At 67.6% G+C, this 23480-nt stretch carries 22 protein-coding genes and 4 pseudogenes; 13 read left to right on the forward strand and 13 right to left on the reverse strand.

The annotated features are described in order from the left end of the window. Window positions 1–180: 180 nt before the first annotated feature. The 3 genes from GTY47_RS20295 to GTY47_RS20305 form a co-directional block, all read right to left on the reverse strand. Window positions 181–786 (reverse strand): dihydrofolate reductase family protein, encoded by a 606-nt coding sequence (locus tag GTY47_RS20295; RefSeq protein ID WP_010048397.1) that lies wholly within the window; start codon window positions 784–786, stop codon window positions 181–183. A 395-nt stretch (window positions 787–1181) separates the two neighbouring features. Then, window positions 1182–2417 (reverse strand): SpoIIE family protein phosphatase, encoded by a 1236-nt coding sequence (locus GTY47_RS20300; protein WP_010048399.1) that lies wholly within the window; start codon window positions 2415–2417, stop codon window positions 1182–1184. A gap of 583 nt (window positions 2418–3000) precedes the next feature. Continuing rightward, the gene (locus GTY47_RS20305) at window positions 3001–3747 is read right to left on the reverse strand and encodes a phosphotransferase (RefSeq protein WP_010048401.1); all 747 of its coding nucleotides are present in this window, start codon (window positions 3745–3747) and stop codon (window positions 3001–3003) included. Window positions 3748–4009: 262 nt separating this feature from the next. Here GTY47_RS20305 and GTY47_RS41060 point away from each other — a divergent pair. After that, window positions 4010–4207: pseudogene (locus tag GTY47_RS41060) on the forward strand (transposase); the annotation flags it as partial. Window positions 4208–5017: 810 nt separating this feature from the next. Continuing rightward, entirely contained in the window at window positions 5018–5881 is an 864-nt protein-coding gene (locus tag GTY47_RS20315; RefSeq protein WP_010048405.1) for an alpha/beta hydrolase, read from the forward strand. Here GTY47_RS20315 and GTY47_RS20320 read toward each other — a convergent pair. Continuing rightward, window positions 5876–6791 (reverse strand): annotated as a pseudogene (locus GTY47_RS20320) (IS5 family transposase). The gene GTY47_RS20315 and the pseudogene GTY47_RS20320 sit on opposite strands and share 6 nt — an antisense overlap. Before the next feature lie 107 nt (window positions 6792–6898). On the opposite strand from GTY47_RS20320, the gene GTY47_RS20325 reads away from it, so the two are divergent. Beyond that, a complete protein-coding gene (locus GTY47_RS20325) occupies window positions 6899–7507 on the forward strand; it encodes a GNAT family N-acetyltransferase (RefSeq protein WP_010048415.1) in 609 nt (202 codons plus the stop codon). Window positions 7508–7581: 74 nt separating this feature from the next. Here GTY47_RS20325 and GTY47_RS20330 read toward each other — a convergent pair whose 3' ends face one another. Further along, a complete protein-coding gene (locus GTY47_RS20330) occupies window positions 7582–8433 on the reverse strand; it encodes a chromosome condensation regulator (protein ID WP_078602997.1) in 852 nt (283 codons plus the stop codon). 59 nt (window positions 8434–8492) lie between these two features. Beyond that, window positions 8493–9100, reverse strand: a pseudogene (locus tag GTY47_RS20335) (transposase). 188 nt (window positions 9101–9288) lie between these two features. On the opposite strand from GTY47_RS20335, the gene GTY47_RS20340 reads away from it, so the two are divergent. The 4 genes from GTY47_RS20340 (at window position 9289) to GTY47_RS20355 (ending at window position 12399) form a co-directional block, all read left to right on the forward strand. Next, entirely contained in the window at window positions 9289–9732 is a 444-nt protein-coding gene (locus tag GTY47_RS20340) for a PaaI family thioesterase (RefSeq protein ID WP_010048419.1), read from the forward strand. A 314-nt stretch (window positions 9733–10046) separates the two neighbouring features. Continuing rightward, on the forward strand, window positions 10047–10643 hold the full coding sequence (locus GTY47_RS20345; protein ID WP_010048420.1) for a TetR/AcrR family transcriptional regulator: 597 nt from the start codon (window positions 10047–10049) through the stop codon (window positions 10641–10643). Between the two features lie 128 nt (window positions 10644–10771). Next, entirely contained in the window at window positions 10772–11506 is a 735-nt protein-coding gene (locus GTY47_RS20350; RefSeq protein WP_029181764.1) for an NAD(P)-binding domain-containing protein, read from the forward strand. A gap of 194 nt (window positions 11507–11700) precedes the next feature. Beyond that, window positions 11701–12399, forward strand: coding sequence for a nitroreductase (locus GTY47_RS20355; protein WP_010048423.1), 699 nt, complete (start codon window positions 11701–11703; stop codon window positions 12397–12399). 693 nt (window positions 12400–13092) lie between these two features. Here GTY47_RS20355 and GTY47_RS20365 read toward each other — a convergent pair. Next, entirely contained in the window at window positions 13093–13653 is a 561-nt protein-coding gene (locus GTY47_RS20365) for an AAA family ATPase (protein ID WP_040904397.1), read from the reverse strand. A gap of 394 nt (window positions 13654–14047) precedes the next feature. Further along, window positions 14048–14632, reverse strand: a complete 585-nt coding sequence (locus GTY47_RS20370; protein ID WP_010048425.1) for a TetR/AcrR family transcriptional regulator — start codon at window positions 14630–14632, stop codon at window positions 14048–14050. Window positions 14633–14845: 213 nt separating this feature from the next. Here GTY47_RS20370 and GTY47_RS20375 point away from each other — a divergent pair, with 213 nt between their 5' ends. Further along, complete coding sequence (locus tag GTY47_RS20375; RefSeq protein ID WP_010048426.1) at window positions 14846–15784, forward strand: alpha/beta hydrolase; 939 nt, start codon at window positions 14846–14848, stop codon at window positions 15782–15784. A 206-nt stretch (window positions 15785–15990) separates the two neighbouring features. Here GTY47_RS20375 and map read toward each other — a convergent pair whose 3' ends face one another. Next, complete coding sequence (gene map, locus GTY47_RS20380) at window positions 15991–16773, reverse strand: type I methionyl aminopeptidase (RefSeq protein WP_010048427.1); 783 nt, start codon at window positions 16771–16773, stop codon at window positions 15991–15993. Between the two features lie 65 nt (window positions 16774–16838). On the opposite strand from map, the gene GTY47_RS20385 reads away from it, so the two are divergent. Next, the gene (locus tag GTY47_RS20385; protein WP_010048429.1) at window positions 16839–17141 is read left to right on the forward strand and encodes a helix-turn-helix transcriptional regulator; all 303 of its coding nucleotides are present in this window, start codon (window positions 16839–16841) and stop codon (window positions 17139–17141) included. Window positions 17142–17328: 187 nt separating this feature from the next. On the opposite strand, the pseudogene GTY47_RS41065 reads toward GTY47_RS20385, so the two are convergent. Then, a pseudogene (locus tag GTY47_RS41065) lies at window positions 17329–17549 on the reverse strand (polyprenyl synthetase); the annotation flags it as partial. Window positions 17550–17788: 239 nt separating this feature from the next. On the opposite strand from GTY47_RS41065, the gene GTY47_RS41070 reads away from it, so the two are divergent. Together GTY47_RS41070 and GTY47_RS41075 are read left to right on the forward strand one after the other, a co-directional pair. Next, on the forward strand, window positions 17789–18094 hold the full coding sequence (locus GTY47_RS41070) for a hypothetical protein (RefSeq protein WP_231911049.1): 306 nt from the start codon (window positions 17789–17791) through the stop codon (window positions 18092–18094). A 47-nt stretch (window positions 18095–18141) separates the two neighbouring features. Beyond that, a complete protein-coding gene (locus tag GTY47_RS41075) occupies window positions 18142–18807 on the forward strand; it encodes an SGNH/GDSL hydrolase family protein (protein ID WP_231911051.1) in 666 nt (221 codons plus the stop codon). A gap of 234 nt (window positions 18808–19041) precedes the next feature. Here GTY47_RS41075 and GTY47_RS20400 read toward each other — a convergent pair whose 3' ends face one another. From GTY47_RS20400 to GTY47_RS20410, 3 genes are all read right to left on the reverse strand, one after another. Continuing rightward, window positions 19042–19266 carry a hypothetical protein gene (locus GTY47_RS20400; RefSeq protein ID WP_029181766.1) on the reverse strand — a complete coding sequence of 75 codons (225 nt, stop codon included), beginning with the start codon at window positions 19264–19266 and terminating at the stop codon, window positions 19042–19044. Continuing rightward, window positions 19263–20390, reverse strand: a complete 1128-nt coding sequence (locus tag GTY47_RS20405) for a hypothetical protein (RefSeq protein ID WP_010048430.1) — start codon at window positions 20388–20390, stop codon at window positions 19263–19265. Before GTY47_RS20405 ends, GTY47_RS20400 begins: the two co-directional genes overlap by 4 nt. 253 nt (window positions 20391–20643) lie before the next feature. After that, a complete protein-coding gene (locus GTY47_RS20410; RefSeq protein ID WP_158688481.1) occupies window positions 20644–21147 on the reverse strand; it encodes a hypothetical protein in 504 nt (167 codons plus the stop codon). Between the two features lie 1213 nt (window positions 21148–22360). Between GTY47_RS20410 and GTY47_RS41645 the strand changes: the two genes are divergently transcribed. Both GTY47_RS41645 and GTY47_RS41650 read left to right on the forward strand, forming a co-directional pair. Next, window positions 22361–22690 carry a DUF899 family protein gene (locus GTY47_RS41645; RefSeq protein WP_267880853.1) on the forward strand — a complete coding sequence of 110 codons (330 nt, stop codon included), beginning with the start codon at window positions 22361–22363 and terminating at the stop codon, window positions 22688–22690. Beyond that, a complete protein-coding gene (locus GTY47_RS41650; RefSeq protein WP_267880855.1) occupies window positions 22677–23120 on the forward strand; it encodes a DUF899 family protein in 444 nt (147 codons plus the stop codon). Before GTY47_RS41645 ends, GTY47_RS41650 begins: the two co-directional genes overlap by 14 nt. Window positions 23121–23480: the final 360 nt, after the last annotated feature.

Here is a 23480-nt window from a genome sequence, read left to right on the forward strand (position 1 = left end):
GGGCGATCTCCTCCCAACATGATCACTGGCTCCGTGCCTGTTCTGCTGCGGCGTCAACTCTCGCCGCACCGCGACGATGGACCGGGCGTCCTGACGTTGGCCGTTCGCCCCCTATCAGGTCTTGCTCCGCGCCCGCCGGCGCCGGCCTGGCGGCCGTCCAGACCGGCGGACGAGGCGACGTCACCCAGGGACGCCGAGCGGCGGGTGCTCGAGCACGCGGGGCTTGTACTCGACCAGCTGGATGCGGCCGTCGAAGGTGCGGTGCTCGATCATCTCGAGGGCAACGTCCGGATAGCCGTCGTAGATGCGTTCTTCGCCTGTCGCCCCGGTGATCACTGGAAACATCACGACCCGGAAGCGGTCGACGAGTCCGGCACGTAGCAGGGACCGGCACAGGCTGAGGCTGCCGATCGTGCTGAGGAGCCCCGAGCCACTCGACTTCATGGCGCGGACCGCCTCGACGGCGTCGTCGCGGACGAGCGTGGAGTTGGCCCACGTCAATGGCTCCTCGAGTGAGGAGGAGAACACCACCTTTGACGCTTGCGTGAGCTCGTCGACGGACGCCTCTTCTTCGGGCCTGAACTCGTCTTGGCCCTTCGGGACCTCGCCTGCGGCGAAGCCCGACATCAGGCGGTAGGTGTTCGCTCCCATCAGGTAGGTGACCTCGGGCTGCTCGCCGAGCCACGCGAGGTACTCCGGGCCCTCGAGGCCCCAGAACCCGGGCCATCCCTCTCCCGAGGCGTAGCCGTCGAGGGTGGTGATGAAGTCGACGAGAAGCTCCGACATGGCGGTGTCCTTTCCTAGGGTCTCGCGAACTTGGACTGGCCGGGAGCCACAAACTCATCGGCCGCGCTGTGGAGTAACGAGATGAGGATGCGGCTGAGTAGCTGCCTGGGCAGCGGCGGGCGAGTCAGCGTCGAGTGGTGGGCTCGTGGGGCCACGCACAGCGTCCAGTACCTTCTGCCCCCGCTTGTCGACGTACTGAGTGAACAACTCCCGCGCGTAGCCGAAAATGATGGCCCGGGCGATGATTCGCGCTGAGGAGTCGAGCGCGCTCCGTCCCGGTACGTTCGCACAACGGGGCGTAATGCGAATTGGAGTTGCGTACCTGACGTCGCGCTACTGCGTCCGGGTGAGCGAAGGTCTCGGCTCCCCATCGGAGCTGCTGAGGCTCGCAGCGTTCACAGGCGCATGACGACCAGGGCGATGTCGTCGAGCGCTCCGCTGGCCACGCTGAGGCGAGCCAGCAGGGCGTCCGCGAGTTGCTCGGGAGCGAGGGCGCTGTCCTGGGCGAGGGCTGCGGTCAGGCGGGCCAGGCTGGTGTCGATGTCCTCGTCGCGGCGTTCGATGAGTCCGTCTGTGTAGAGCACGAGCGTGTCCCCCGGTGTGTAGGGCAGGCCGGCCTGGGGGCGGGGGACGTGGTAGGGGCGGGCACCGAGCGGTGGATCGGTGGCCTGGTCCAGCAGCTCGCAGGTCCCGTCGGGGTGGAGCAGGACGGGCGGCGGGTGCCCGGCGTTGCTGTAGATGATCAGTCTGCTGCGGGTGTCGATGAGTACCTTGACCGCGGTCGCCGCCGTCGCGCCATCGACGGAGCGGGCGTACAGGCCGAGGACTTCCAGGGCCTGGGCGGGACTGGGGACGGCCCGGATGGCTGCGCTCAGGGCACTGCGGAGCATGCCCATGACGGCTGCGGCCTCAATGCCGTGGCCCACGACGTCCCCGACCGCCGCCGAGTAGCGGTCGGGTGCCAGGTCGACGACGTCGTACCAGTCGCCGCACACGTTCAGTGATTTCGTCGCGGGCAGGTAGCGCACGGCGATGTTGTCGCGGTGCTGGGTGAGGTCGCGGTCCTGCAGCATGGCCTCCTGCAGGGCGATGGCGACCTGGCGTTCTCGGGCGTGGGCCTGGCGCAGTTCCTGATTCAGCCGGTGCAGCTCCCGGGCCCGGGCGTAGAGCTCGGCTGCCATGCCCTTCTCCCGTTCGGTGAACTCCTCAGTGAGTTCGCGCGCCCGGCGGGAGTGGATGAAGGCGGTGACGTCCTCGGACCGCTGGACGATCCATGCCACTGTGCCGTCGGGGCCGGGGAGCGGGGTGTGGATGTCGGACCACCACCGTTCCTCGAACCCGCTCGGCTGGTCAGGGGCGGAAATGTCGTACCGCTGCAAGACCAGGGTGTCCGGCTGTCCGGTGTCCCGGGCCCGCATGAGCGATGCCTTGAGTTGTTCTGCGTCGCCGGTAGTGGTGGGATTCTCTGGCAGGGCGTCGAAGAAGTACTTCCCGATCAGCTCATGCCCGGTCCGCCGGGTGGCCTGCAGGTAGGCCCGGTTCACGTAGCGAATCACCAGGTCCGTGTCCAGCACCAGATACGGGCTCGGAGTGGCATCGAAGAAGGCCGAGAAATTGATATCCGCTGCCATAGCGCGCTCTCTTCAGCTCGGCGAGCGCGACTGCCCGTCGTCTACCAATCTACGAGCAATCCAGCGGTCAGGCTCATCGGACCGCTGCTTGGGCTGATCGGCGTCTGTCATGTTCGAACGTCGGCCGAGGAGCGACGGGGCGGGCTGTCGGCCCCTGCACAGCGCCGAGGGCGTCGCCTGCTGGCCGGCAGGCCCGCGCGAGTGGTGCCGAGCTCGCGCTGGCGTTCGTGCCGGTACCGTTGCGGAACATTCTGGAGATCACGGAAGCCGATCAAGTGCTGCACGTCTGTGACACCGCCGCAGAGGCCGCAGCAGACCTCGGCAAGCGAGGGGACGCCGCCGGCACCCTCGCTTGAGTGCTGTGAGCGGCGACGCCAGACGGTTGCCGCCGCGCCCGCACGCACGTGCGCCGTCGTCAAGCCCCCGCCGCATCCAGCTCCGGCAGCCGCGCCACCAGCACCGGCCTGGATACCCTCAGCCCTGCCGTGACCTCACCCCACGCGCCCGGCTCCCCCACCCTGACGCCCATCCGCTCACGGAGACCGACACCGACCACCGTGCCGCCGCGCCGGCCCCAACAGCCTCACATCCGCGATTTCAGCACGTCGACCTCACATCCCGGCGCGAAGGGGTCGAAGTCATGCTCGACCAGCCAGCGAACCCCCAGCAGGCTTCGCAACGACCACCACGCGTGGATCACGTCGAGGTCGACATCGGTGCCATAACCGGCGATGACGTCGTAGAGGTGCTCCTCGTGTCCGAGCGTCAAGGTAGCGAGGTCGAACAGGGCATCACCCCGGCCCGCCTCGGACCAGTCGATGATGCCCGTGACCTCGTCGCCGTCGACGAAGACGTGCCCGATCTGCAGGTCGCCGTGCGTGAACGCCGGAGTCCACGGCCGGAGCGCGGCCTCGGCGACCTGGCGGTTGCGGGTGACCAGGTCGGCCGGCAGGACGCCGTTCGTCACGAGCAACTCGCACTCGCCGTCGAGTTCCGCCACCAACTCGTCGGGGCTCCGGCGGCGCCGGCCGGCCCAGGGGGGCAACGGCGCTTCGTGCAGCTTCCGGATGGCGGCGCCCGCCGCAGCCCACGCTGCTGACGACCCGGTCGACGGCTCACCGAGACGGCCGAGCACCGTCCCCGGGAGTGCGGCGATCGCGAGCACGGGCGGCTTCCGCCATAGGACCTCCGGGGTCGGGACCGGCGCGAGGGACATCGCCTCGACCTCGACGTCGATGCGTGCCTGATCGGCGTCCACCTTCAGGAACACGTCGCCGACGCGCAGAGTCGCGCGCTCGGAATGGGCGACGACGACTTTGACCTCATCCATGGGCGACCAGTATCCCGGGGATGTTCGCCGACGTCGCCGGGTTTATCGCGTGTGATTACGCGGCTGACCGCGTCCCGCTACCCGGCGGCCTCGTGCACGACACCGTCCTCTGACCAGGTCAAGCCCACCACTTTTGTCAGGAGTCCTTACTCAACATCCGACCAGCGAAAACCCCCCGGCCTGACCTGCGGTCACTGACACCCCGCCCACTGACACCGAACAGGCACATGGCAGCCGTGGTGGTGAGCCAGTCGGTGGCTAATACGCCGGCACGCTCGGGAGGATCGACAACTGCCAGATCGGCACCTTCCTCGCCTACGCCACCCCGGACGGCCACCGGATGTTTCCAGACCGGGAGTTGTACCTGCCCGAGCACTCCTGGACCGCCGATCGCAAGCGGTGTCGGCAGGCCGGCATCCCGAAACCGGGTGAAAAACCCGACACGGCCGCCCGGCAACGCCGCCAGCTGCAACTGATGAGCCTGGCGGAGACCCGCCGCCTGTTCAACCTCATCGGCCGCCCCGTCCACGAGTTCCGCAACGCCCTGCACTGGTCGACGTTCCGCCGACACCAAGTCGAGGCCCGGCGCCACCACTTCCGTCGACGTATGCGACTCCGGATGATGCGGATCTAGCCCGATCTACCCCTGTAGTACCAGCCGAACAGCGACAGCGCCGAGCACCACGCAACACCAGGAGGACCCGATGGTGCGACAGGAACGCGCGATCCGCACCCGGCGGACCATCCTGGAGGCGGCCGCGGTGAGGGAGCCGCACCCTGGTCGCATAAAGGCGTGAAACTCCTGGTCGGCGAGTTCACAACTGAGATCACTCGCGTGACCAGGAGCGTCGTCGTGCTTGTCCATCCGTCCGCGATCGACCTGTCCAGCCCACACTTGCGCTGCCTGACCGGCAGCTCGCCGAGCGCCGCCGACAGGTCGGCCCCCTTCGGCGGCGCCAGCCCCCGAAGTCGAAGTCGAGGCCGTGCGGGGGTGGGTGGCGAAATGGACGGGTGGAAAGGCCCGTCCGGGTCGTGCAGATGATCTCCACTGAGTAGTGTGAATGATCGGATAGCGGTCAGCCGTTCGCACGCGGCCCTCGCGACTCCGCGCTTGACACTGACGCTTGCCATGCATGAAGACGTCCCTGCGGCTGGATGGTGTGCCGCAGGATGACGTCCTCGTTCCTCGGTCGCGAAGTGGGTTTGCGGCGTTGGGAAGAGGGACACGTTCCGCCGACGCCGCAGAGGACCAACAAGGGAGTGCAGACACATGCAACCGACGTTCGTACTCGTTCACGGAGCTTTCGCGAACTCTTTCTCGTTCGCACCACTCCAGGCCGAACTCGGCCTCCTCGGACATCGCTCCGTCGCCGTCGACCTTCCGGGGCACGGGTTCGCCGCGACGTACCCGCGGGCCTATCAGGCACCGCAGGACCTCGAAGGGCTCGCCACCACGCCCGGGGCCATCAAGGGCGTCACGCTCGCCGACAACGCCACGCACCTCATCGGGTTACTGGAGAGAGCCAAGCGGAACGGGCCCGTCATCCTCGTCTCCCACAGCCGAGGCGGCATGACAGCCACCGTCGCAGCCAACCAGCGGCCCGACCTGATCGACCGGATCGTCTATGTCTCCGCCTGGTGCCCCGTCGACCTCGACGTCAGCGCCTACTACGCCGAGCCCGAGATGGCCACCGTCGACGCCACAGCGCTGGCCTCGGCGATGATCGGGAACCCTGCCGAGCTCGGGCTGCTGCGCTCCAACTTCCGCACCGCCGACCCCGACGTCCTCGCGGCCTTCAAGGCGGCCTTCCTCGCCGACGGGACGGACGACGAGTTCATGGTCTTCCTCAACACCTTGCAACCCGACGAGAACCTCGACGCCGGCACACCCGATGACCGGGCGCAACCCGACAGTTGGGGGCGGATCCCCAAGACGTACATCCGGCTGACCGAGGACACCAGCGTGCCGCTCGCCATGCAGGACCGGATGATCCGCGAGGGCGACGCACTGACGCCGGAGAACCCCTACGACGTCCGTACGCTCACCAGCAGCCACCTGAAGTGGCTGGTCGACCCGGCACCGGCGGCCCGGGTTCTGGGTGAAATCGCCGCGCTCCTGCCTGCCGAATCATGATCGAAGCCAGATGAGGAGAGCGGCGGCGGTGACAGTGCCGAGGTAGACGTGCCCTCGCTTGTCATACCAGGTAGCGATGGCTCCGAACTGCTTGAGCTTGCCGATGGCTCTCCACCGTGTCGCGATCCTCATACCGGATACCGGTCCTTGTCGAAGCCCAAAGGCCGCCCGCCGCGTGCACCCCGGCGCAGGTGGGCGGCCTCGAGGTCCTTCTTCTCCGGAAGGCGGATGCCGCGTTTACGGAGGTAGGTGCGGATCTTGCGGTTGCTGTACGACTTGTCAGCGCCCACGCTGCCCGGAGTACAGCCGGGACGCCCGAGCCCCGTCCAGGAAACGCGGATCTTGCCCATCACCGGCTCCAACTGGGTACAGTCCGCCCGCTGGCCCTGCGTGATGAGCACAGTCAGCGGGCGGCAGCGGCCCTACGCGACGACATGGATCTCGGTGGTCAGCCCGCCGCGGGAACGGCCAAGGGCCTCGCCTGGCGCACCGCCACCTCCAACCAGGGCTACAGCGTGATGTCCGCGTACAGATGAACTGATCTTGGTGCCCCTTGTGAGGAGCGGCGTGGGGTCGGCAGCGGCTTCTGCAGAGCACCGGCGGCGTGCTGGTGCGCCCGCACAGAAGTGGAGTCGACGTTCACATTCCACTCGAGGCCGCCGTCGGCGTCGGCACCGGCCTGGACGTGCTGGAGGAACATCTCCCAGGTGCCGTCGGCCGACCACAGCAAATGGCCCGGGTGGACCGACTTCCACGGGCCGAAACGATCGGGCAGTTCACGCCACTGAACCCTGGTGCCGAGGCGGCGAATGATCCCGTTGACCACCTGCCGGTGATCATGCCAACGGCCGCATCCGTTATTGCTCACCGCCAGCAGCGACTCCAGCACAGCCCACCCGGCGTCAGCCAGATCCCCCCACTGAGCATGGCCAGAAGAACGAACCGCCTGATGGAAGAAAGACGGCCTAGATCCCCCCGCTCGTTCACCGAAGATCATCGGGCTGAAGAATGATCCCCATGCCGATGACGAAGACCCCCAAGACCGCAACGATCGACGACGCTCCGCTGATCGGTCGGACTCTGGCCCGCGCCTTCGACGACGACCCGATGATGCGCTGGCTCTTCCCCGACGACGCCTCGCGTGAGGCGGGGCTGGGGCGCTACTTCACCACGATCTTCACCCGGCAGTACGTCCACCACGGCGTGTGTGAGCGCACCGAGGCGGCGGCCGCCTTCTGGGTACCGCCGGAGGCGCAGGCCAAGGCAGTTCCCGACGCGGAGACCATTCAGGAACTCCAGAACATCCTCGGCGACCGGGCTCCACTGTTCAGGGACACCGTCGAGACGGCCGCCAGGCACACTCCCCGGGAACCGCACTGGTCCCTGGCGGTGATCGGCGCCGACCCGGCCGCCCGGGGTCAGGGACACGGGGCGGCCCTGCTGCGCTCGGGACTGGCCAAGGCCGACGCGGCGGGTCTGCCCGCCTACCTGGAGTCCTCCAAGCCGTCCAACCTGCCTTTCTACGAGCACTTCGGCTTCACCGTGTGTGCGGAGCTGCGGCTGCCGGAGAACGGGCCGGTGCTGTGGGCGATGGGTCGCGGACCGCGTCGCCCGGCCGGCGCTTAGGACCGGAATCAGAATGAGGTCTTCGGGGCCCGAAGATGACGGCATGTCAGTTCGGGTCGGCGGGGCCCGGAGGTCTATGGAAGCTGGACTCCGGACCAGGCATCGACTTCGCACTGTCCGTCGGCATTGTTCCCTGCGGTCACGACTGTGCCGTTGGCACGCAGGCCAAGGGTGTGTGTCGAACCGGCCGCCACGGCGACAACGTCGCGCCAATCGCCGACTTCGCACTGTCCGTGGCTGTTGTCTCCCGCTGCGAGGACCCGCCCGGACGCCGTGACCCCGACCGTGTGGTAGCTGCCCGCGTCGAGCGCCACCACGTCTTCCCACTCATCGACCTCGCACGCCCCAGTTGCCCGGTCTCCGGTCGCTACTGCCCGCCCGTCGGCTCTGAGGCCGACGGTATGGAGATACCCGGCCGAAATGGCCGCCAGGTAACGCCACCCTTCAACGGCGCACTGCCGTCGTCGGTTGTTCCCCGCGGCCAGTGCAGAACCGTCCGACCGGACACCGACCGAGTGCCAGTCACCACACGACAGGACGACCATCTCGCGCCAGGACTGCACGTCGCACTGTCCTTCTGAACGCCGGCCAACCGCTAGCACACGGCCATTCGCGAGTAGCCCGAGCGTGCGGCGCCAGCCTGCGGCCACGGCCGTGACGCCTCGCCATCCGGCGACATCACATTGCCCATCGGCATTCCAACCCGTTGCCAGCACCGTGCCGTCCGACCGGAGTCCCACCGTATGAGACCTGCCCGTGTTCGTCGCGGTATGGACGTTGCCAACTGCCACCGCGACGACGTCTTCCCATCGCTCGACACGACATTCAGCAGCTGCCGTATTGCCCACGGCGAGAACGGTTCCATCCCAGCGCCGTCCGACCGAATGACGTCTTCCGGCCGCCAGCGCCGACGAGCTAGCGAGCATTCCGCCTCCTTGCGCTTGGCGCGAGTTCGCGAGGGAATTCACCTTACTTTGGCCTGTAATCAGAGCGGGGTCCTCAGTCGTCGCCAGCAGATGACGGCACAACCGAGTGTGATGAAGGCCTGGTGGATGTCGTCGCGGATCTCCCCGACCCGGCGGTGTACGCCGAGTCCGGAGCCGGTGTTCGGTGCCGCGTCGGGCGATGTGCGGGGTGATGTCGAACCGTCGGACCTGGTCGCGGTAGCACTCGTGGTCGTAGCCGCAGTCGACGCAGAGGTGCTTCGGGCGGCGCAGCGGTTGGCCACATTTGCCTCGGATCGGCGGGACCGCTCGGATCAGTGGGATCAGCTCGGTCACGTCGTTGCGGTTGCCGCCGGTCAGCGCGGTGGCCAGCGGGATGCCGTGAGCCTCGACGATCACGTGGTGCTTGCTGCCGGCCTTGCCCCGGTTCCCCGGGGACGGGCTCCGGCCTCGTTCCACTCCGACACCCCCCTCCAGCAGGTCATCCCGGAGCCGAAGCCGAGTCCTGAGGGAGGTAACGCCGAGGGATACCGGTGTAGAGCACGAACAGGATGCCGCATAGAACCCGCCGGTCATCGAGCCGACGACGTCCCGGGTACCGGAAGCGCCGCTCAATCCCCGGCAACAGCGACTCGATACGCTCCCACAGACCATCGTCAACCTCCCACGAGTCTCGGTCGCAACCACCCTCCGCGCCACATCAACGCTAACTGACACACCGTCATGCCCGACCCCCAGAAACCTCATTCCGATTCCAGTCCTTAGCCTCTCCCCACCTGACGAACACACCGCCTCTCGCGGCGGTGACACCACCAGAACCACGCAAGGAGAACGACCGTGCCGACCACCGACTTCGCCGCCATGACCGGCCTGGAACTGATGCGCTGGGTGCAGTCTGAACGCCCCACCGACATCCCCTCCATCGGCCGCCTGCTCGGCATGCGCTTCGACGAGGTCGACCACGGTCGCATCGTCATCTCCCTCGACACCCGCCCCGACTTCGCCAACCCCCTCGGCACCGTCCACGGCGGCATCGCCGCCACCCTCCTCGACTCCGCCATGGGCTGCGCCGTCCACACCACCCTCCCCGCCGGCACCGGCTACACCACCCTCGAACTCAAGGTCAACTACATCCGCGCCGCCCGTACCGACGGCCAGACCCTCACCGCTACCGGCACCGTCATCCACGCGGGCCGCCGCACCGCCACCGCCGAAGGGAAGGTCCTCGACGAACAGGGCAAACTCATCGCCCACGCCACCACCACCTGCATGATCATTTAGGTTGCCCCACCGGAGCTGGCTCCCCACCGTCGTCAGCTCCTTGCGATGAGGTCGACGATCGCCCGCTTGGTGTGTCCTTTCACCACCTCAATGATCTTGTCGAACGTGAGGCCGAACTTCTCGCAGAGGCGGCGAAAGGCGGCGTAGTCCGTGTGCCGCAGCCATGGTCTCGGCAATCGTCGGCCGAGCCGCCGGTCTGGCGATGAGGATGAAGGCAGGGGCACCGTTTGACCCGGAGGGTGCCTCCGCTTTACTGTGGGCACAGTACGGAGACAGCCTCCGTTTTGATGATGTCGCAAGGGCCGAGAGAGCGCATGAGTGCCAGTGAGCAGAAGGGGCGCAAGCCCCGTGCGGACGTCCAGCGCAACCGTGCCGCCCTCCTGGGAGCGGCGCAGTGTCACTTCCTGAAGTACGGGGTCGGTACGTCCCTGGAGGCGGTGGCCAAGGAGGCGGGCGTCGGACCTGGCACCTTGTACCGGCACTTCCCCACCCGGGAAGCGCTGCTGGCGGCCGTGCTGCAGACGCGCTCCGAGGAGCTGGTGGCGCGCCAGGCGGAGATCGCGCAACTCGGCGACGCTGACGAGGCGCTGGAGCAGTGGCTGCGTGCGCTGGAGGAGTACTTCAGCGCATTCAGCGGACTGCCGGAGCCGCTCATGGCAGCGGCCAGGGCGCAGGATCCGGACAACCCGCTCACGCTTCCCTGCGACACGGTCATCACCGCTACCGAGGAGTACGTACGAGCCGCCCAGCGGACGGGGCACGTGCGCGCGACGGTGACGGGGTACGACCTGTTCCTCGCGGCCATCTCCGTCGCCTGGCTCAAGGGTGCCGGCGCCGCCGATGAGGAGTCCCTGGACCGCGTTCGCGCGCTCATCGCCACCGGCTACCGCGAGCGGTACACCCAGGCGTAAGTCCCTGCCCGGCGATCACCGGAACTCCCAGCGCCGCTCTGGCATTTCGGGAGATGTCCGGTGCCTCCATCCCCTAGTGATCACGACGCACGATCCTTGGGGTGGTGCGACTTCTGAGAGGACAAATCATGAAAATTTCTGTTATCGGAGCTGGAGCGATCGGTGGCAACCTCGCCCGCAAGCTCAGTGGAGCCGGTCACGAGGTCGAAGTGGCGGGCGCCCGCGGCCCCGAGGCCGTCGCACCCGATGTGCTGGAGACCGGCGCCCGCGCCGTGGCACTCGAGGACGCCGTCAGGGGCAGGGACGCCGTCATCCTGGCCATCCCCTTCGGGGTGGCGGGGCAGCTGGCCGACCTGTTCGCCTCCGTCCCCGCCGAGACGGTGGTCATCGACACCTCCAACTACTACCCGCACCTCAACGGGCGGATCGAGGCAGTGGAGGACGGTGCGGTGGAGAGCGTCTACACCTCCGAGCTCCTTGGCCGCCCCGTGGTCAAGGCATGGAACGCCGCCCTGGCCGAAACCCAGCGGACGAAGGGTGTCCCAACGGGTACTCCGGGCCGCATCGCCATCCCGGTCGCCGGCGATGCCGATGAAGCCAAGCGCGTGGCCATGCGCCTGGTGGACGACACCGGATTCGACCCCTACGACGCCGGCGCACTGGCCGACTCCTGGCGTCAGCAGCCCATGGGCCCCGCCTACTGCACCGAGCTGACCCTCGACGAGCTGCCGGCGGCCCTGGCCGCGGCCGATCGCCCCAAGGACACGGCCGTCCGCGACAGCATGTCAGAGCGCTTCGCCGCCCTCGGGGCCAATCCCACCCTCGAGGACGTCGTCGAGATGAACCGCGCCGCCCACCGATGACGACGCCTGCCGCCAGCCGCGGCGCACACCCCGCGTGAGAGGTCGCCCTACGCCTCCTCATGCTCGGAGTGCCGCGGCCGGGTTCCGCGGCACCCGCCTCACCAGCCGGCTGATGGAAAGCGGAAGCGTCGACCGGCGGTTCGTATACGGCGATGCCACAACAACAAACTGAACGCTCTCGAAAGGGACCTGCTTTGCCCACCGCCGCCTCGTTCTTCACCGATCTCGCGCGAACCCGGCACTCCCCCCGGCAGTTCCTGCCCACTGCGCTGCCCGCCGCGGACATCCGCGGCGTTCTGGAAGACGCCCAGACAGCCCCCTCGAACAGCAACACCCAGCCGTGGAACGTCCACATCGTCTCCGGCGCGGCGCGGGACGCCTTGAGCCATGAACTCCTCAAGGCGTACGAGGAAGACCGGACCTCCCCCGACTTCACCTCCGGCTACGGCGAAGGCATCTACCGTGAGCGGTCGCATCAGCACGCCGCCATCGTCTACGGAGCCCGTGGCGTTGAGCGCTCGGACCGGGAGGGCAGGAAGGAGGTCATCCGCGAGAACCTGAGGTTCTACGGTGCGCCCCACGTCGCCCTCCTCTTCATGCCGGTGCTCGGCGACGGGGTGCGGACAGCCGGTGACATCGGCATGTACGCCCAGAACTTCCTGCTCTCGCTGACCGCACGCGGATACCGTGGCATCCCCCAAGCCGTCCTCGGCGTCTACGCCGACACAGTCCGCAGGACCCTCGGCGTCTCCGACGAGCTCAAGCTGCTGTTCGGTATAGCCTTCGGCATCGGCGATCAGACATCGCCCATGCATGACATCAGCATGGGGCGCATCCCGCTCCAGCAGAGCGTGGTCCTGCACGACACCCCCGGCGTCCTCGACAAGCGCTAGGCAAGAGCGCCAAGCGCTCCTTCCGGAATTGACGATCTTCTCGCCGGGAAGACGCCACGGAATACCGCAGGTCCCGAATACGAGCGCTGTACCAGTGGGTGCGCGAGACGACGGTGGCTTCCATGGACGGGGTCGTTCTCCGCCGGGTGGGCAGCCGGGAGACTCTGGACGTCACGCTGGTGGAACCCGAGCCGGTGGTGGAAGTCGGCGTCGACATCGCCCGCGACGTCTCCGGCCGATGGCGCCACCCGGCACCCCGCACGCCTCCACCGTGCCCGACCCGACCTCTCCCCCGCCGACGTCCCACGTCTCACATCGCCGCCGCACTGACGGCGGCGCGAGCGCGGAGACCCTCGCCGACGTGCAACACCGGTGAGCGTGCCCAGTTCCCGGCTGCGTCCGCGCCGCCCATTCCTCCCCTCCCTCATCCTCGTCTCCAGCGAGGACATGGGCGAAGGGGGTCGCGACGGGGATGTCAGCATCCCGGCCACGCCGTACGCCCGTGGTGACCTGCGCTCGTGGAGGTCGCGCGGATGGGTCCGCAGACTGGCCCGATGTGCGTGCCCCGTGCGCGTGGAGGAGATTCGGGACAACGGCACGATCATCGAAACCGGCACCGACTCCCACCGCCTCGCCCACTCCCAACCCATGAACGGACAGGCCGCCGGGACCCGAACGGGTCGGGGATTTCGTTCAGTTCACCTGAGCGCGATGGCGAGCTTCCCGGATGATGCCATCGGCGGTCTCCTCAGGAGTGAGGGCTGCGGTGTCGAACCACCAGCCGGCGTCGCCGAGCTCGCGTTTCATGGCGGCATCGAGATCTTCATAGCCGTCGAAGTCGAACCGCTCTCGTGGATCACGGAGGGAGTTGCGGTACCGGCACGCCTCGATACCCGGTGCCAGGACGACGAACAGGACGTGCCCAGCCGGAAGGAGAGAGACGAAGAAGTCCAACTGCTTCCGGTCGGGGATCACCCAGTCGATCACGGGCGTGAAGCCGGCGTCGGAGAAGTTGTTCGCCAGCATGCACAGATTGCGGTTGCACAGCTCCACCTGCCGCGCTGCCTCGTCGGCAGGCTCACCGAGGGCCCAGACGCGACCACTGACGACCAGCCTACTGATGAAGTCACCGTCCAACCGGGCGGAGCGCGGCAGGCGCTCCGCGACGAGCCTGGTCACCGTCGACTTCCCGGCCCCGGGCATCCCCGTCACGATCAGGCAGTCCGGCGTCTCAGCAGTGATCACGCCCGCCATCGTGCCAGCGCGCCTGGTGGCCGGCAATCGTATTCTCAAGGCGCGATCTACCCGTAGCTCAAGGCGACACTCGAGGAGTGGCGCACCGACACAGGCGGTCGGCCTCTACCACACCCAGGCGCGCGGCTACCGGGCCTGGAAGCGGCGCACCGCGCTCGCGCCCGTCGGGCGACTGCGGCATGACCGCGCTGACCGTCCCCGAAATCCAGCGCCTTCTCACCGTGATCACACGGCGAATACAACAGCCCGCGGACCTCGCGATCCACCTGGCCTGGTCCGCTTGGCGACGAAGCCACCAGGCCGGAGCCCGTTGGCACCACTACCGCGCACGCCTCGAACTCATGAAACCACTGTGCGTACCGGGCTCTGCGAGTCCGACGGCGTATCAGATGCGTTACCTGTGCAACGCCTGCGACAGCGCGTCAACGGTCACGCCCACGATAGCCAGGAGCTGCGCCGGGCTCGCCCCGGCCCTGCTCATGACGGCGAGCGACTGGTTCACAGCCGCCCCGTGTACCGCGAAGGCCTCGGCGTCCTGGTCGGTCAGTCGGCCGGCCTTCAGCGCGGCGCGCAGGCGCAGGCGCTGGAAGCCGAGCGCCTGCTTGGCGTGCGCTGCGACGCTCGGACTCAGCGCTGGAATCGCCATGGCCGACTGGGCAATCAGGCATCCATCAGGTAGTTCGGGATCGGCGATGCGCTCGAGGGTGACGTCGAAGAACGCACGAACAGCGGCAACGGGGTCCGAGGCCGCACACGACAGGGCGGCGTCGTACTTCTCGCCATAGCGCGCGGCGTAGAGATCCAGGCAGCGCAGGAAGAGCGTGTCCTTGTCGCCGAGGGAGGAGTAGATGGAACTGCGGTTCAGGCCGGTTGCCCGAGACAAATCGTCCAATGAGGTGTCGGCGTAGCCGTCGCGCCAGAACTGGATCATCGCGGCGTCGAGCGCCGTGTCCATGTCGAACTGCTTCTTGCCTGCCACGCGGCACTTCCTTGCCGATGCGTCGATGGTTCGGACCGTGTTGGGCACCATTCTATCTTGAACTTATCAGTTCAAGATATGTTAGCTTCGAGCGTGGCCATGGCCAGGCATACCGCGCGCTTCGCGACCGCGCGAGAAACACACCACGTGGTCCAGGCCACCGCCGTCGACTAACCGCCTGAACCGCACACCTGACACCGACGGAGGATTCCCGTGACCGGCCCAGCAACCAGCACTCCGCATGCCTCCGGAAGCAACCCCATCCGCGACCTGCCCCTGCAGCATCTGGCCGGATTCACTCACCGCTGGGTCGACGCGGACGGCGTCCGCCTTCATGCCGTCGAAGGCGGACGGCCGAGCGGCCCGGCCGTCGTCCTGCTCGCCGGATTCCCGCAGACCTGGTGGGCCTGGCGGAAGGTGATGCCCGGCCTCACCGACCGGTTCCACGTCATCGCCATCGACCTGCCGGGTCAGGGCCACTCCGAGCGTCCGGAGCGCGGCTACGACACGCACGCGGTCTCCGCGCACGTCCACACCGCCGTGAAGGCTCTCGGAGTGTCGACTTACTCCCTGGTCGCCCACGACATCGGCGCCTGGGTCGCTTTCTCCCTCGCCCTCAACTTCGAGAGTCACCTGCGCGGGGTCGCTCTGCTCGACGCCGGAATTCCCGGTATCACTCTCCCGGAAGCGATTCCCACCGACCCGGATCGAGCGTGGAAGACCTGGCATTTCGCGTTCCACATGGTGCCCGACCTGCCCGAGACGCTGCTCGCCGGCCGCGAACGCGAGTACGTCGGCTGGTTCCTGAAGGTGAAGGCCCTGTCTCCCGACACGTTCGACGACGCCGAACTCGACCACTACGCGGCGGCCATCGCCGTCGACGGCGGCCTGCGCGCTTCCCTCGCGTACTACCGAGACGCCGCGGAGTCAGCGCGCAAGAACCGCGAGGCGCTCAAGTGGCGGCACCTGACCGTGCCCGTCCTCGGAATCTCCAGCAGCCACGGCTCCGTTCCGGACATGGCCGCCTCCATCAGCCCATGGGCCGACAACACCACCCGAATCGTCGTGCCCGACGCTGGACACTTCATCCCCGACGAGCAGCCCGAAGCCATCGCTGCCGCGATACGCGACTTCATCGCCGACCACGACTGACACCCGTCGAACTACCCGCCCGCGCCGCCCAAGGCCGCGCGAAACTGAGACCACGAGGTCTGACTGCCGTACTGGGAGCCCCGATCAGACCCGTCGAGGGTGGCGTTCTGTCACCACCGAATGTGCGACAGAGCCCAGTGAACGGTGTTTGCGGAGTTGTGGGGATCACCTCACAGCAGTTCCGCGCGGCAGGATGACACTTGGCCTCACGCCGGCCCTTGCTTCGGCATGGTGAGGATCTCCGCTCCGTCGTCGGTGATGGCGATCGTGTGCTCGCTGTGTGCCGTCCTGCAGCCGGTGGCACTGCGGAGGGTCCAGCCGTCGGCGTCGGTGACGAGTCGGGCGGTGTCCGCCATCACCCATGGCTCCAGAGCCAGCAGCAGTCCGGGGCGCAGTGTGTAGCCGCGGCCGGGCCGTCCGGTGTTCGGGACATGCGGGTCCTGGTGCATCGTCGAGCCGATGCCGTGACCGCCGAACTCGGTGTTGATCGAGTACCCCGCCGTGGTGAGAACCGTGCCGATGGCGTGGGCGATGTCGCCGATCCGCGCTCCGGGCCCGGCGGCAGCGATCCCCGCGGCCAGCGCGCGTTCGGTCGCACTGATGAGGGCGACGCTCTCCGGGGGCCTGGTGTCACCCACGATGAAGCTGATGGCGGCGTCGGCGGCCACTCCGCCCAGGGAGACGGCAAGGTCGAGCGTCAGCAGGTCGCCGTCGGCGAGCGGATAGTCGTACGGCCGCCCGTGCAGGACCGCGTCGTTGACGGCGGTGCAGATGTAGTGGCCGAATGGGCCGCGTCCGAAGGAGGGAGCGTAGTCGACGTAACAGGACGTGGCTCCCGCCTCGACGATCATGTCCTTGGCCCACCGGTCGATGTCCAACAGGTTCGTGCCGATCGTGCTGCGGCTCTTCACCGTCTGCAGGATGTCGGCGACCAGGGCGCCGGTGTCTCTCGCCCGGGTCAGCAGGGTGGGGTTCAGGATCTCGATCATGTGACGCCCTCTCGCCAGAACCAATAACTATACCGGTCATACTGTACCGGTATAGAATTCGTGCCATGGTCAGGTTGCCGCTCACTCCCGAAGAGGTCGAACGCGGACAGCGTCTCGGCGCCCTCCTGCGCCGTGCCAGGGGAGAGCGTTCGATGCTCGAAACCGCGCTGGCCGCGCGCATCTCGCCGGAGACTCTCCGGAAGATCGAGACAGGCCGCGTGGCCACCCCCGCCTTTCCGACCATCGCGGCGATCGCCGATGTCCTCGACCTCTCCCTCGACGCGGTGTGGGCCGAGATCAGCGGAGCCGAACGCGTTGTCGGGCCCGCCGGCTCCACCCACCGCTCCCCGGAACGGCTGGCGTCCTGAGCGACGCCGCGGTGGCCCTGACGGTCGGGGCGGCCGCCGAGGCGGCGCGGACTCGGGCCCGGCCCCCCCAAAAAGCGTCCGAGGGACTCTGTGCGCAGTCCCTCGTGGATGGTGCGCACCGCGTTCTTGGCCGCGGCGTAGACGGCCATCGAGGGGGACACGGTCAGGGCGGCCAAGGAGACGATGCTCACCAGGTGGCCCGCCCCTTGCCATCGCCGGCGGGCCGCCGGGACAGGGCGTGCTGGCCGAGGATCTCCAAGTGGGCCGGTGGAACGGTTGCGTACCGGTCCAGCGCGAGGCGGCCGCGCGCCCTCAAGTCCTGCTCGGCCTCCGCGGCCAGCTCCGCGGCTCCAAGCGGCGCAGCAGCCCCCGCACCGCCTGCGGAGCCGCGCCCAGCGTACTCACCGCCGGAATCGCTCGGCTGAGTCAGCGCAGTTGCTCGATGGTCATCCAAGGCCGATGGTCACCAAGGTCGTGTCGGCGAAGTCTGAGTGGCAGTCAATGCTGCTGCGCCAGGGTCAGTGGAAAAACTCGCAGGCGCGTACACGAGATCCGACAGTGGATGGTCTTGGGCAGGACCGGTGACAGTGGCGATGCGGGCGGTTCCGCTGGTGGGCGGGCCGGTGGAGTTACGGGGTGCGCTGGACGTGGAGATCACGCAAGCCGGGGTGATGCCGCGCCGGTTGCCCGCGTGGACCAAGGAGCAGTACCCCGACCCGTCGGTGTACGGGGTGACCGTGATGCCTTCGGGCGTGCGGCTGGTGTTCCGCACCGATGCGTGTGAGCTGGAATTCGAGGTGCTCACCTCGACAGGGCAATTCGACATCGACCCTCAGCCCCGCCCGACGGGCATGGTGGATCTCCTGGTGAACGGCACCCTGGCCGAACGTCGCCAAGCGCCAGTGGGCAAAACGTGCTGCGGATGGCGGGCCCCGGGGCAGAGCAGCGGCTGATTCCGGGCGATCCGGGGACCATGCGGTTCACCGGGTTACCGTCCGGCATGAAGGATGTCGAGCTGTGGCTGCCGCAGCAGACTCCCACGGAACTGGTGGAGTTGCGCGCTGACGGCGACGTGCTGCCGCCGATGCCGGACGGCAAACGCCGCTGGGTGCACCACGGGAGTTCCATCGGCCACGGCATCGAGGCTGATGGCCCGACCGACACCTGGCCGGTGGTGGCGGCCGCGCTGGGCGGAGTGGAGGTGGTCAACCTCAGTCAGGCGGGCAATGCGCTGCTGGATCCGTACGTCGCCCGGACAATCCGCGACATGCCCGCAGATCTGATCAGTCTCAAGGTGGGCATCATCATCGTAAGCCTGGCCGCCTTTCGGCTGCGGACGTTCGGCCCTGCGGTGCACGGCTTCTTGGACACGATCCGGGACGGCCACCCGGACACCCCGCTCCTGCTGGCCTCCCCCGTGAGCTGTCCGGCGCTCGAGGACACCCCCGGCCCGACCGCGATGGGCCCGGACGGGAAGATCACAGCTCTGGGCGATCCGGCCGACGTGGCCGGTGGAGCGTTGTCACTGGCGGTGGTCCGTGCCGAGCTGGAACGGATCGTGATGGCCCGGCGGACACGCGATCCCCATCCCAAGGCCGCGAAGCGCTGGTGGAGGCCCTGGACGAGGAGCGTGGGGCAGGTGATGCGGGACGCCTCGTCCCAGTAGGGTGGTGGCCACTTCGGTGATCGTGTCGCTGATCGTCGTGCGGCCCCATGTGGAGTGCCAGCCGTCGGCTCGCTGCTCCAAGGTCCTCGTCCAGGCCTCGTGCCCGAAGAAGGATTCCGCCTCCTCCAGGGATGTGAACGGGGTCGGCCGGCTGTGCAGCCAGGTCGCGATCCGGGCGGGGGGCCGGCTGCCCGGCAAGCCGGGCAGAGACATCGTCCGAGCCACGGAACCAGCTCACCTGCGCTGCGCGTTCACGTCACCGCCGGTGTCCAAGACCTGGACCGGGTAGCCATCGACGTCACTCGGGAGCTGGCCTGTGTCGTCGTTCGGGTTGACCAGTACGACGATGCACGGCGAACCATCGGGCTGGGTGCCCGGCGCAACGCCGACCACCCCGGCGATCCCACCGCCCATCCAGGCCGTGGCTTTCGCCAGGGCGTCAGAGAAGTCGCGCGTCATCGTGTCTCGGTGATGGTGATGCCGAGGAGCTGCTCCACGAGCGGGATCGGGTTCATGATGGTGACGTTCGGCGAGCCCGCGAAGAGCAGTCCCACAGCGCCTTCCTCCAGGTCGCAGACCAGGCTCCCCGAGTCACCGCCGGCTGACATGGGAGTGGTGAGGATCTGATTGGCGAACCGTGCGACGCGCCCCTCGCCATAGTTGACGTCCACGGTCGCGTTGATGTTGAGCACGCGCCCGGTGGTGTAGTTGGTCGTCCGGCCGCACTTCTGCACCACGGTGTCGATCTGCGGTGCCGAGTTGATCCGCTTGATGTCGCCCACCCAGTACAGGCGCCGGTCCAGATTGCGGAAGTCGGCTTCCGCGATGGCTGCGTCCACGTAGTTCAGCGGTGCGGCCCCGTCCTGGATGTACTTGATCGGCACGTACCGGCTCAGCCATGCGATCGTGTCGTTTTCCGGGGTGCCGCCGTCGTACGGACCGGGCTGCAGGACTGGGTCGCCGATACGGGCGTTGTTGGAGTTGGCCAGGACGTGGTTGTTGGACAGCACGTAGTATTTCGGCGGGACTCCGGGAAACGACTGTCCGTCGTAGACGCAGCTCCCCAGTGTCCCTGCGGTGATCTTGTAGTGGCCGATGCTCACTCCGCCGCAGGCGGGGCGGACCCGGGGTGTCAGCGCCTGAGCTCTGCCGGGAGCCAGTCCCGGGGCCACCGGCGCCGGAGCGAGGAACTCGCGCGCACCGGCTGTCGGGGAGCGCTCGTCCAAGGGCTCCTGCGTGGCCTGCCGCCCACGTGCGACCTCCATGACGCCGTCCATCATGTGCATGGAGACGTTGGGCGCCAGAGCGGGGCCTACGCCGGCGAAGAGGGGACCCACCTCCATGACGTCGAGGGGCGTGTCGCCGCTGAGTGCGACGAGGTCGTCCCGGGCGAGCAGGTCCTTGCCCAGTTTCGTCTCCACCAGCGCAACGAGCGCCTGCTGGTCGGTGCGCTGGCCACCGACGTACTTGTAGCCGAGGCCGACCCCGACCACGTTCGGCTTGGAAAGCAGCGCTTCCTGTTCGCTCGCCTGGATGTCTGCCAGTTCACGGAATGCGGGGTGGATGAGGTCCTTACGCTGCATTGCGCTTTCCTTTCACGGTGCGGCGGAATCGCGTCGTCGCCCTGGCCAGGACAGTCGAGGCGGAGAGCGCCCGGCGCGAAGGGGGGATCACATGGTGGACGACGGCTCGGTGTCCCCCGGACTCACCGGCAGCCGGCATGCGGCCAGGGCGCCACCGGCCGCCGCACGCGCACAACGAGGCGATGCGGGTGTGGTGGCCGATGGACGCGAGGCACCGCGACTCACGGACGGCGGGCCGGCCGCCTGAGGCGTTTCAGACAGGCCAGTTCGCGAGACCGAACTTGACCAGGTTGACCATGCCGAAGCCGGCGGAGATGACGAATCGTGTGGGGTCGAAGACGTCCTTCTCCTGGCCGGTCACGGTACCGGCGACCAGGGGGCCTTCGTTGGGCAGCCACAGCGGTCCTCCGGACCATCCAGGGCCAAGTTGGTAAACGTCCCGTGAGAATTCCAGTTCAAGGCCCGGGTCGTCGTTGTCGATGTCGACGATCGCCATGTTGAATTCCACTGCGGGTCGCCCCTGGAAGGAGGAAGGATAGCCTGTGGAGGTGTAACGTCGCCGGTAATATTCGCTCTCTGCGCCGAACGCTACGGAACCCATCCAGCCGAGCCCGCGCCCCAAGGGATTGTAGAGCCGGCAGACGACATAATCGTATCCGGTGACATCCCCTGCGGCTACACGGAATCCCCGATACTGGGAGACGAAAGAACTACCGAAAGGCCGATGCCCCTGCCGGAAGCCGGGCACGAATTCCATACTCCAAGGACTCGAGCCCCACGGAGCAGTGACTTGCGGTCAGCATCAGGTTCGGACCGACCAGGACACCGCTTCCAGCCGGTCTGCCGTTTGTGATGACCAGACCGTTCGTCCGCCACGGATAGGTGAGCCTTTCCGCCTCCACAGCCTTGGGTTCCATGTAGACGCGGCCGGGATGCTCGGCCGTCTGGAACGGCACCAGTCGCGGCAGGAACTCATGCGGTACCCATGGCGGCCGGTAACCCTGGGTGCCGTCGATGGCGGGCACCGCCGCCTCTGCACCCGTCGGTTCTACCTCGGTCTGCTCCTTACCGGGTATCGCCGTCAGGAGCTCCTCGTCACCCGGGCTGTCGAGGAGCTCCCACAGTCCAGGAACTCCTGGGATCTCCTGCGTCCCGAAGGCCAGTCCGGCTTGCTTTCCGACTGGACATACAGACCCGAGCCCTCAGTCAGAAGATGCCCGATTTCGGGGGGCTCCGGCTCTGTGGCAGGGATCGTTGCGGCGTCCGTGAGCTCGTCCAGCGTCATGTAGGCACTCAACGCTTCTGGGGACGCCGTAGAATATTCACTCATGGTTTCGACTCATTCTCTGTTCGCAGCGTGACGTATGCGATCCGCACATCACTATCACGGCCGACTTACCTCCGAAGGGGCTGGATTTCAGCAGCCTCATGGCCGTTGCCGTCGACCCTGGATGCGTCAGTACAACGCTACGTCCACCCAGTTGGCCCTGCATCCCGAAAATCAAGCGATCCTGAGTTTGAGGAGTTGACCGCTAAACGAGTCACCCGTTCAAGCAATCATCAGTAATTGACGAATGAATGGTTGAGAATGGATCCTATATGGCACTTCTATTGAACTTCATACGTTTTCCCTGAACTGTTCTGTCAGCTGAATGTGAAGGGACGCCCCGGTTGCATGGCAGACGGCCACCGCCCGCTCGTCAGGGCGATTGTAAAGTCGCGATGATCTCGTGAGTGTGCAGGTCACGGCGGTGTGAACGGATGCCACCACCGCAAGACGAGGTGGTCTCAGGACTCGCGCGTTCTCGGGTGATGAGACGCCCTGAACTGTCCTCGGTGGGCGCTAAGCGAGATTTCAGAAGTTCTGCGCGTCACGCGTGACGGTGTTCGTGCGGCCGGGGTCGTGGTCAGTCTGCGCCCGGCTCGGGCTCCACCGATGAGTTCTTGCGAGCTGCCGGGCCAGTACGGCCATGACTGCTGAGAACAAGCCGCCGGTCGTCTCCCGCGGGGAGTGGCTGGCCGCGATCGACACCCTGCGCGTGAGGGAGAAGGCGCACACCCGCGAGGGCGATGCGATCGCCGCCGCCCGGCGACGGCTGCCCATGGCCGAGGTGGACCCGTCGGCCCCGCTCGTCGAAGGTAAGGGGCACGCCCCCCTGATCGACGTCTTCGAGGGCCGCACTCAGCTGTTCGTGTCGTATCACATGTGGCACGACGGCCACACCGCCGCCGACCAGTGCGAGGGCTGTACCTTCTTCACCGGCCAGGTCCCGCGAACTGTCCTATCTGCACCAGCGTGACGTCACCTTCGCCGTCTTCTGCCAGGGCCCCTACGAGGGGTCCGACCGCTACCGCCGATTCATGGGCTGGGACATGCCCTGGTACTCCGTGCCCGCCGAGTCGCGCGAACGGCTCCTCGCCGGCCGCCACTTCGGGATGAAAGCGATCTACCTCCGCGATGGGGACCGCGTCTACGAGACGTACTGGACCTCCGGACGCGGCGTCGAACCCATGGCGCCGTCCTACGGCATCCTCGACATGACCGTCTACGGTCGGCAGGAGACCTGGGAGGACTCCCCGCCCGGCTGGCCGCAGCCGTACGAGACCCACGGCCAGCAGTTCCGCAAGGACGGACGGCCGACCGCGCAATGGGCACGGATCGCCGCCGGCCACGGCGAAGACCTCCACGGCGGACAGCCCCGCACAGGCGGCTCAGGCTGTTGCTCGTGAACCCGCGCCCGACGGCCGTCTCGGCAGCGTGGTCAGGGCCTGCATGTCCTGCGAACCGTTCACCCCAGTTGCGCGCAGAACTTCTGGAATCGCGCTCAGCTGAGGCCAGGGGCGGTGGTCTAGGAAAGGAAGCGGTCCGTGATGATCGAGGTGTCTGACGCCTCATCAACACGAACCGCTTCCTGCGGGCACCACTCTCGATGCCGGCCGGGTCGTGGACCTGGCCGATGTCCTGGACGTTCTGCCGGATCCCCGCCGCCGTCAGGGCCGCCGCTACCGCCTCGGCGCCCTGCTCGCCCTGTGCACGATCGCCGTGCTCGCCGGCGCCACTAGGTGTATTGACCCGCAGGGTTGTTCACG

This window comes from Streptomyces sp. SID5464 (genome assembly GCF_009862985.1).
GTDB lineage: Bacteria > Actinomycetota > Actinomycetes > Streptomycetales > Streptomycetaceae > Streptomyces > Streptomyces chartreusis_D.

What these genes read in the sequence shown, in the direction of transcription:
- GTY47_RS20325 (WP_010048415.1), top strand. Translation starts at nt 6,899, where the DNA reads ATGCCGATGACGAAGACCCCCAAGACCGCAACGATCGACGACGCTCCG.
- map (WP_010048427.1), bottom strand. Translation starts at nt 16,773, where the DNA reads ATGATCGAGATCCTGAACCCCACCCTGCTGACCCGGGCGAGAGACACC.
- GTY47_RS20300 (WP_010048399.1), bottom strand. Translation starts at nt 2,417, where the DNA reads ATGGCAGCGGATATCAATTTCTCGGCCTTCTTCGATGCCACTCCGAGC.
- GTY47_RS20410 (WP_158688481.1), bottom strand. Translation starts at nt 21,147, where the DNA reads ATGGAATTCGTGCCCGGCTTCCGGCAGGGGCATCGGCCTTTCGGTAGT.
- GTY47_RS20405 (WP_010048430.1), bottom strand. Translation starts at nt 20,390, where the DNA reads ATGCAGCGTAAGGACCTCATCCACCCCGCATTCCGTGAACTGGCAGAC.
- GTY47_RS20385 (WP_010048429.1), top strand. Translation starts at nt 16,839, where the DNA reads ATGGTCAGGTTGCCGCTCACTCCCGAAGAGGTCGAACGCGGACAGCGT.
- GTY47_RS20365 (WP_040904397.1), bottom strand. Translation starts at nt 13,653, where the DNA reads ATGGCGGGCGTGATCACTGCTGAGACGCCGGACTGCCTGATCGTGACG.
- GTY47_RS20305 (WP_010048401.1), bottom strand. Translation starts at nt 3,747, where the DNA reads ATGGATGAGGTCAAAGTCGTCGTCGCCCATTCCGAGCGCGCGACTCTG.
- GTY47_RS20350 (WP_029181764.1), top strand. Translation starts at nt 10,772, where the DNA reads ATGAAAATTTCTGTTATCGGAGCTGGAGCGATCGGTGGCAACCTCGCC.
- GTY47_RS41645 (WP_267880853.1), top strand. Translation starts at nt 22,361, where the DNA reads ATGACTGCTGAGAACAAGCCGCCGGTCGTCTCCCGCGGGGAGTGGCTG.
- GTY47_RS20330 (WP_078602997.1), bottom strand. Translation starts at nt 8,433, where the DNA reads ATGCTCGCTAGCTCGTCGGCGCTGGCGGCCGGAAGACGTCATTCGGTC.
- GTY47_RS41075 (WP_231911051.1), top strand. Translation starts at nt 18,142, where the DNA reads ATGAAGGATGTCGAGCTGTGGCTGCCGCAGCAGACTCCCACGGAACTG.
- GTY47_RS20295 (WP_010048397.1), bottom strand. Translation starts at nt 786, where the DNA reads ATGTCGGAGCTTCTCGTCGACTTCATCACCACCCTCGACGGCTACGCC.
- GTY47_RS20345 (WP_010048420.1), top strand. Translation starts at nt 10,047, where the DNA reads ATGAGTGCCAGTGAGCAGAAGGGGCGCAAGCCCCGTGCGGACGTCCAG.
- GTY47_RS20400 (WP_029181766.1), bottom strand. Translation starts at nt 19,266, where the DNA reads ATGACGCGCGACTTCTCTGACGCCCTGGCGAAAGCCACGGCCTGGATG.
- GTY47_RS20315 (WP_010048405.1), top strand. Translation starts at nt 5,018, where the DNA reads ATGCAACCGACGTTCGTACTCGTTCACGGAGCTTTCGCGAACTCTTTC.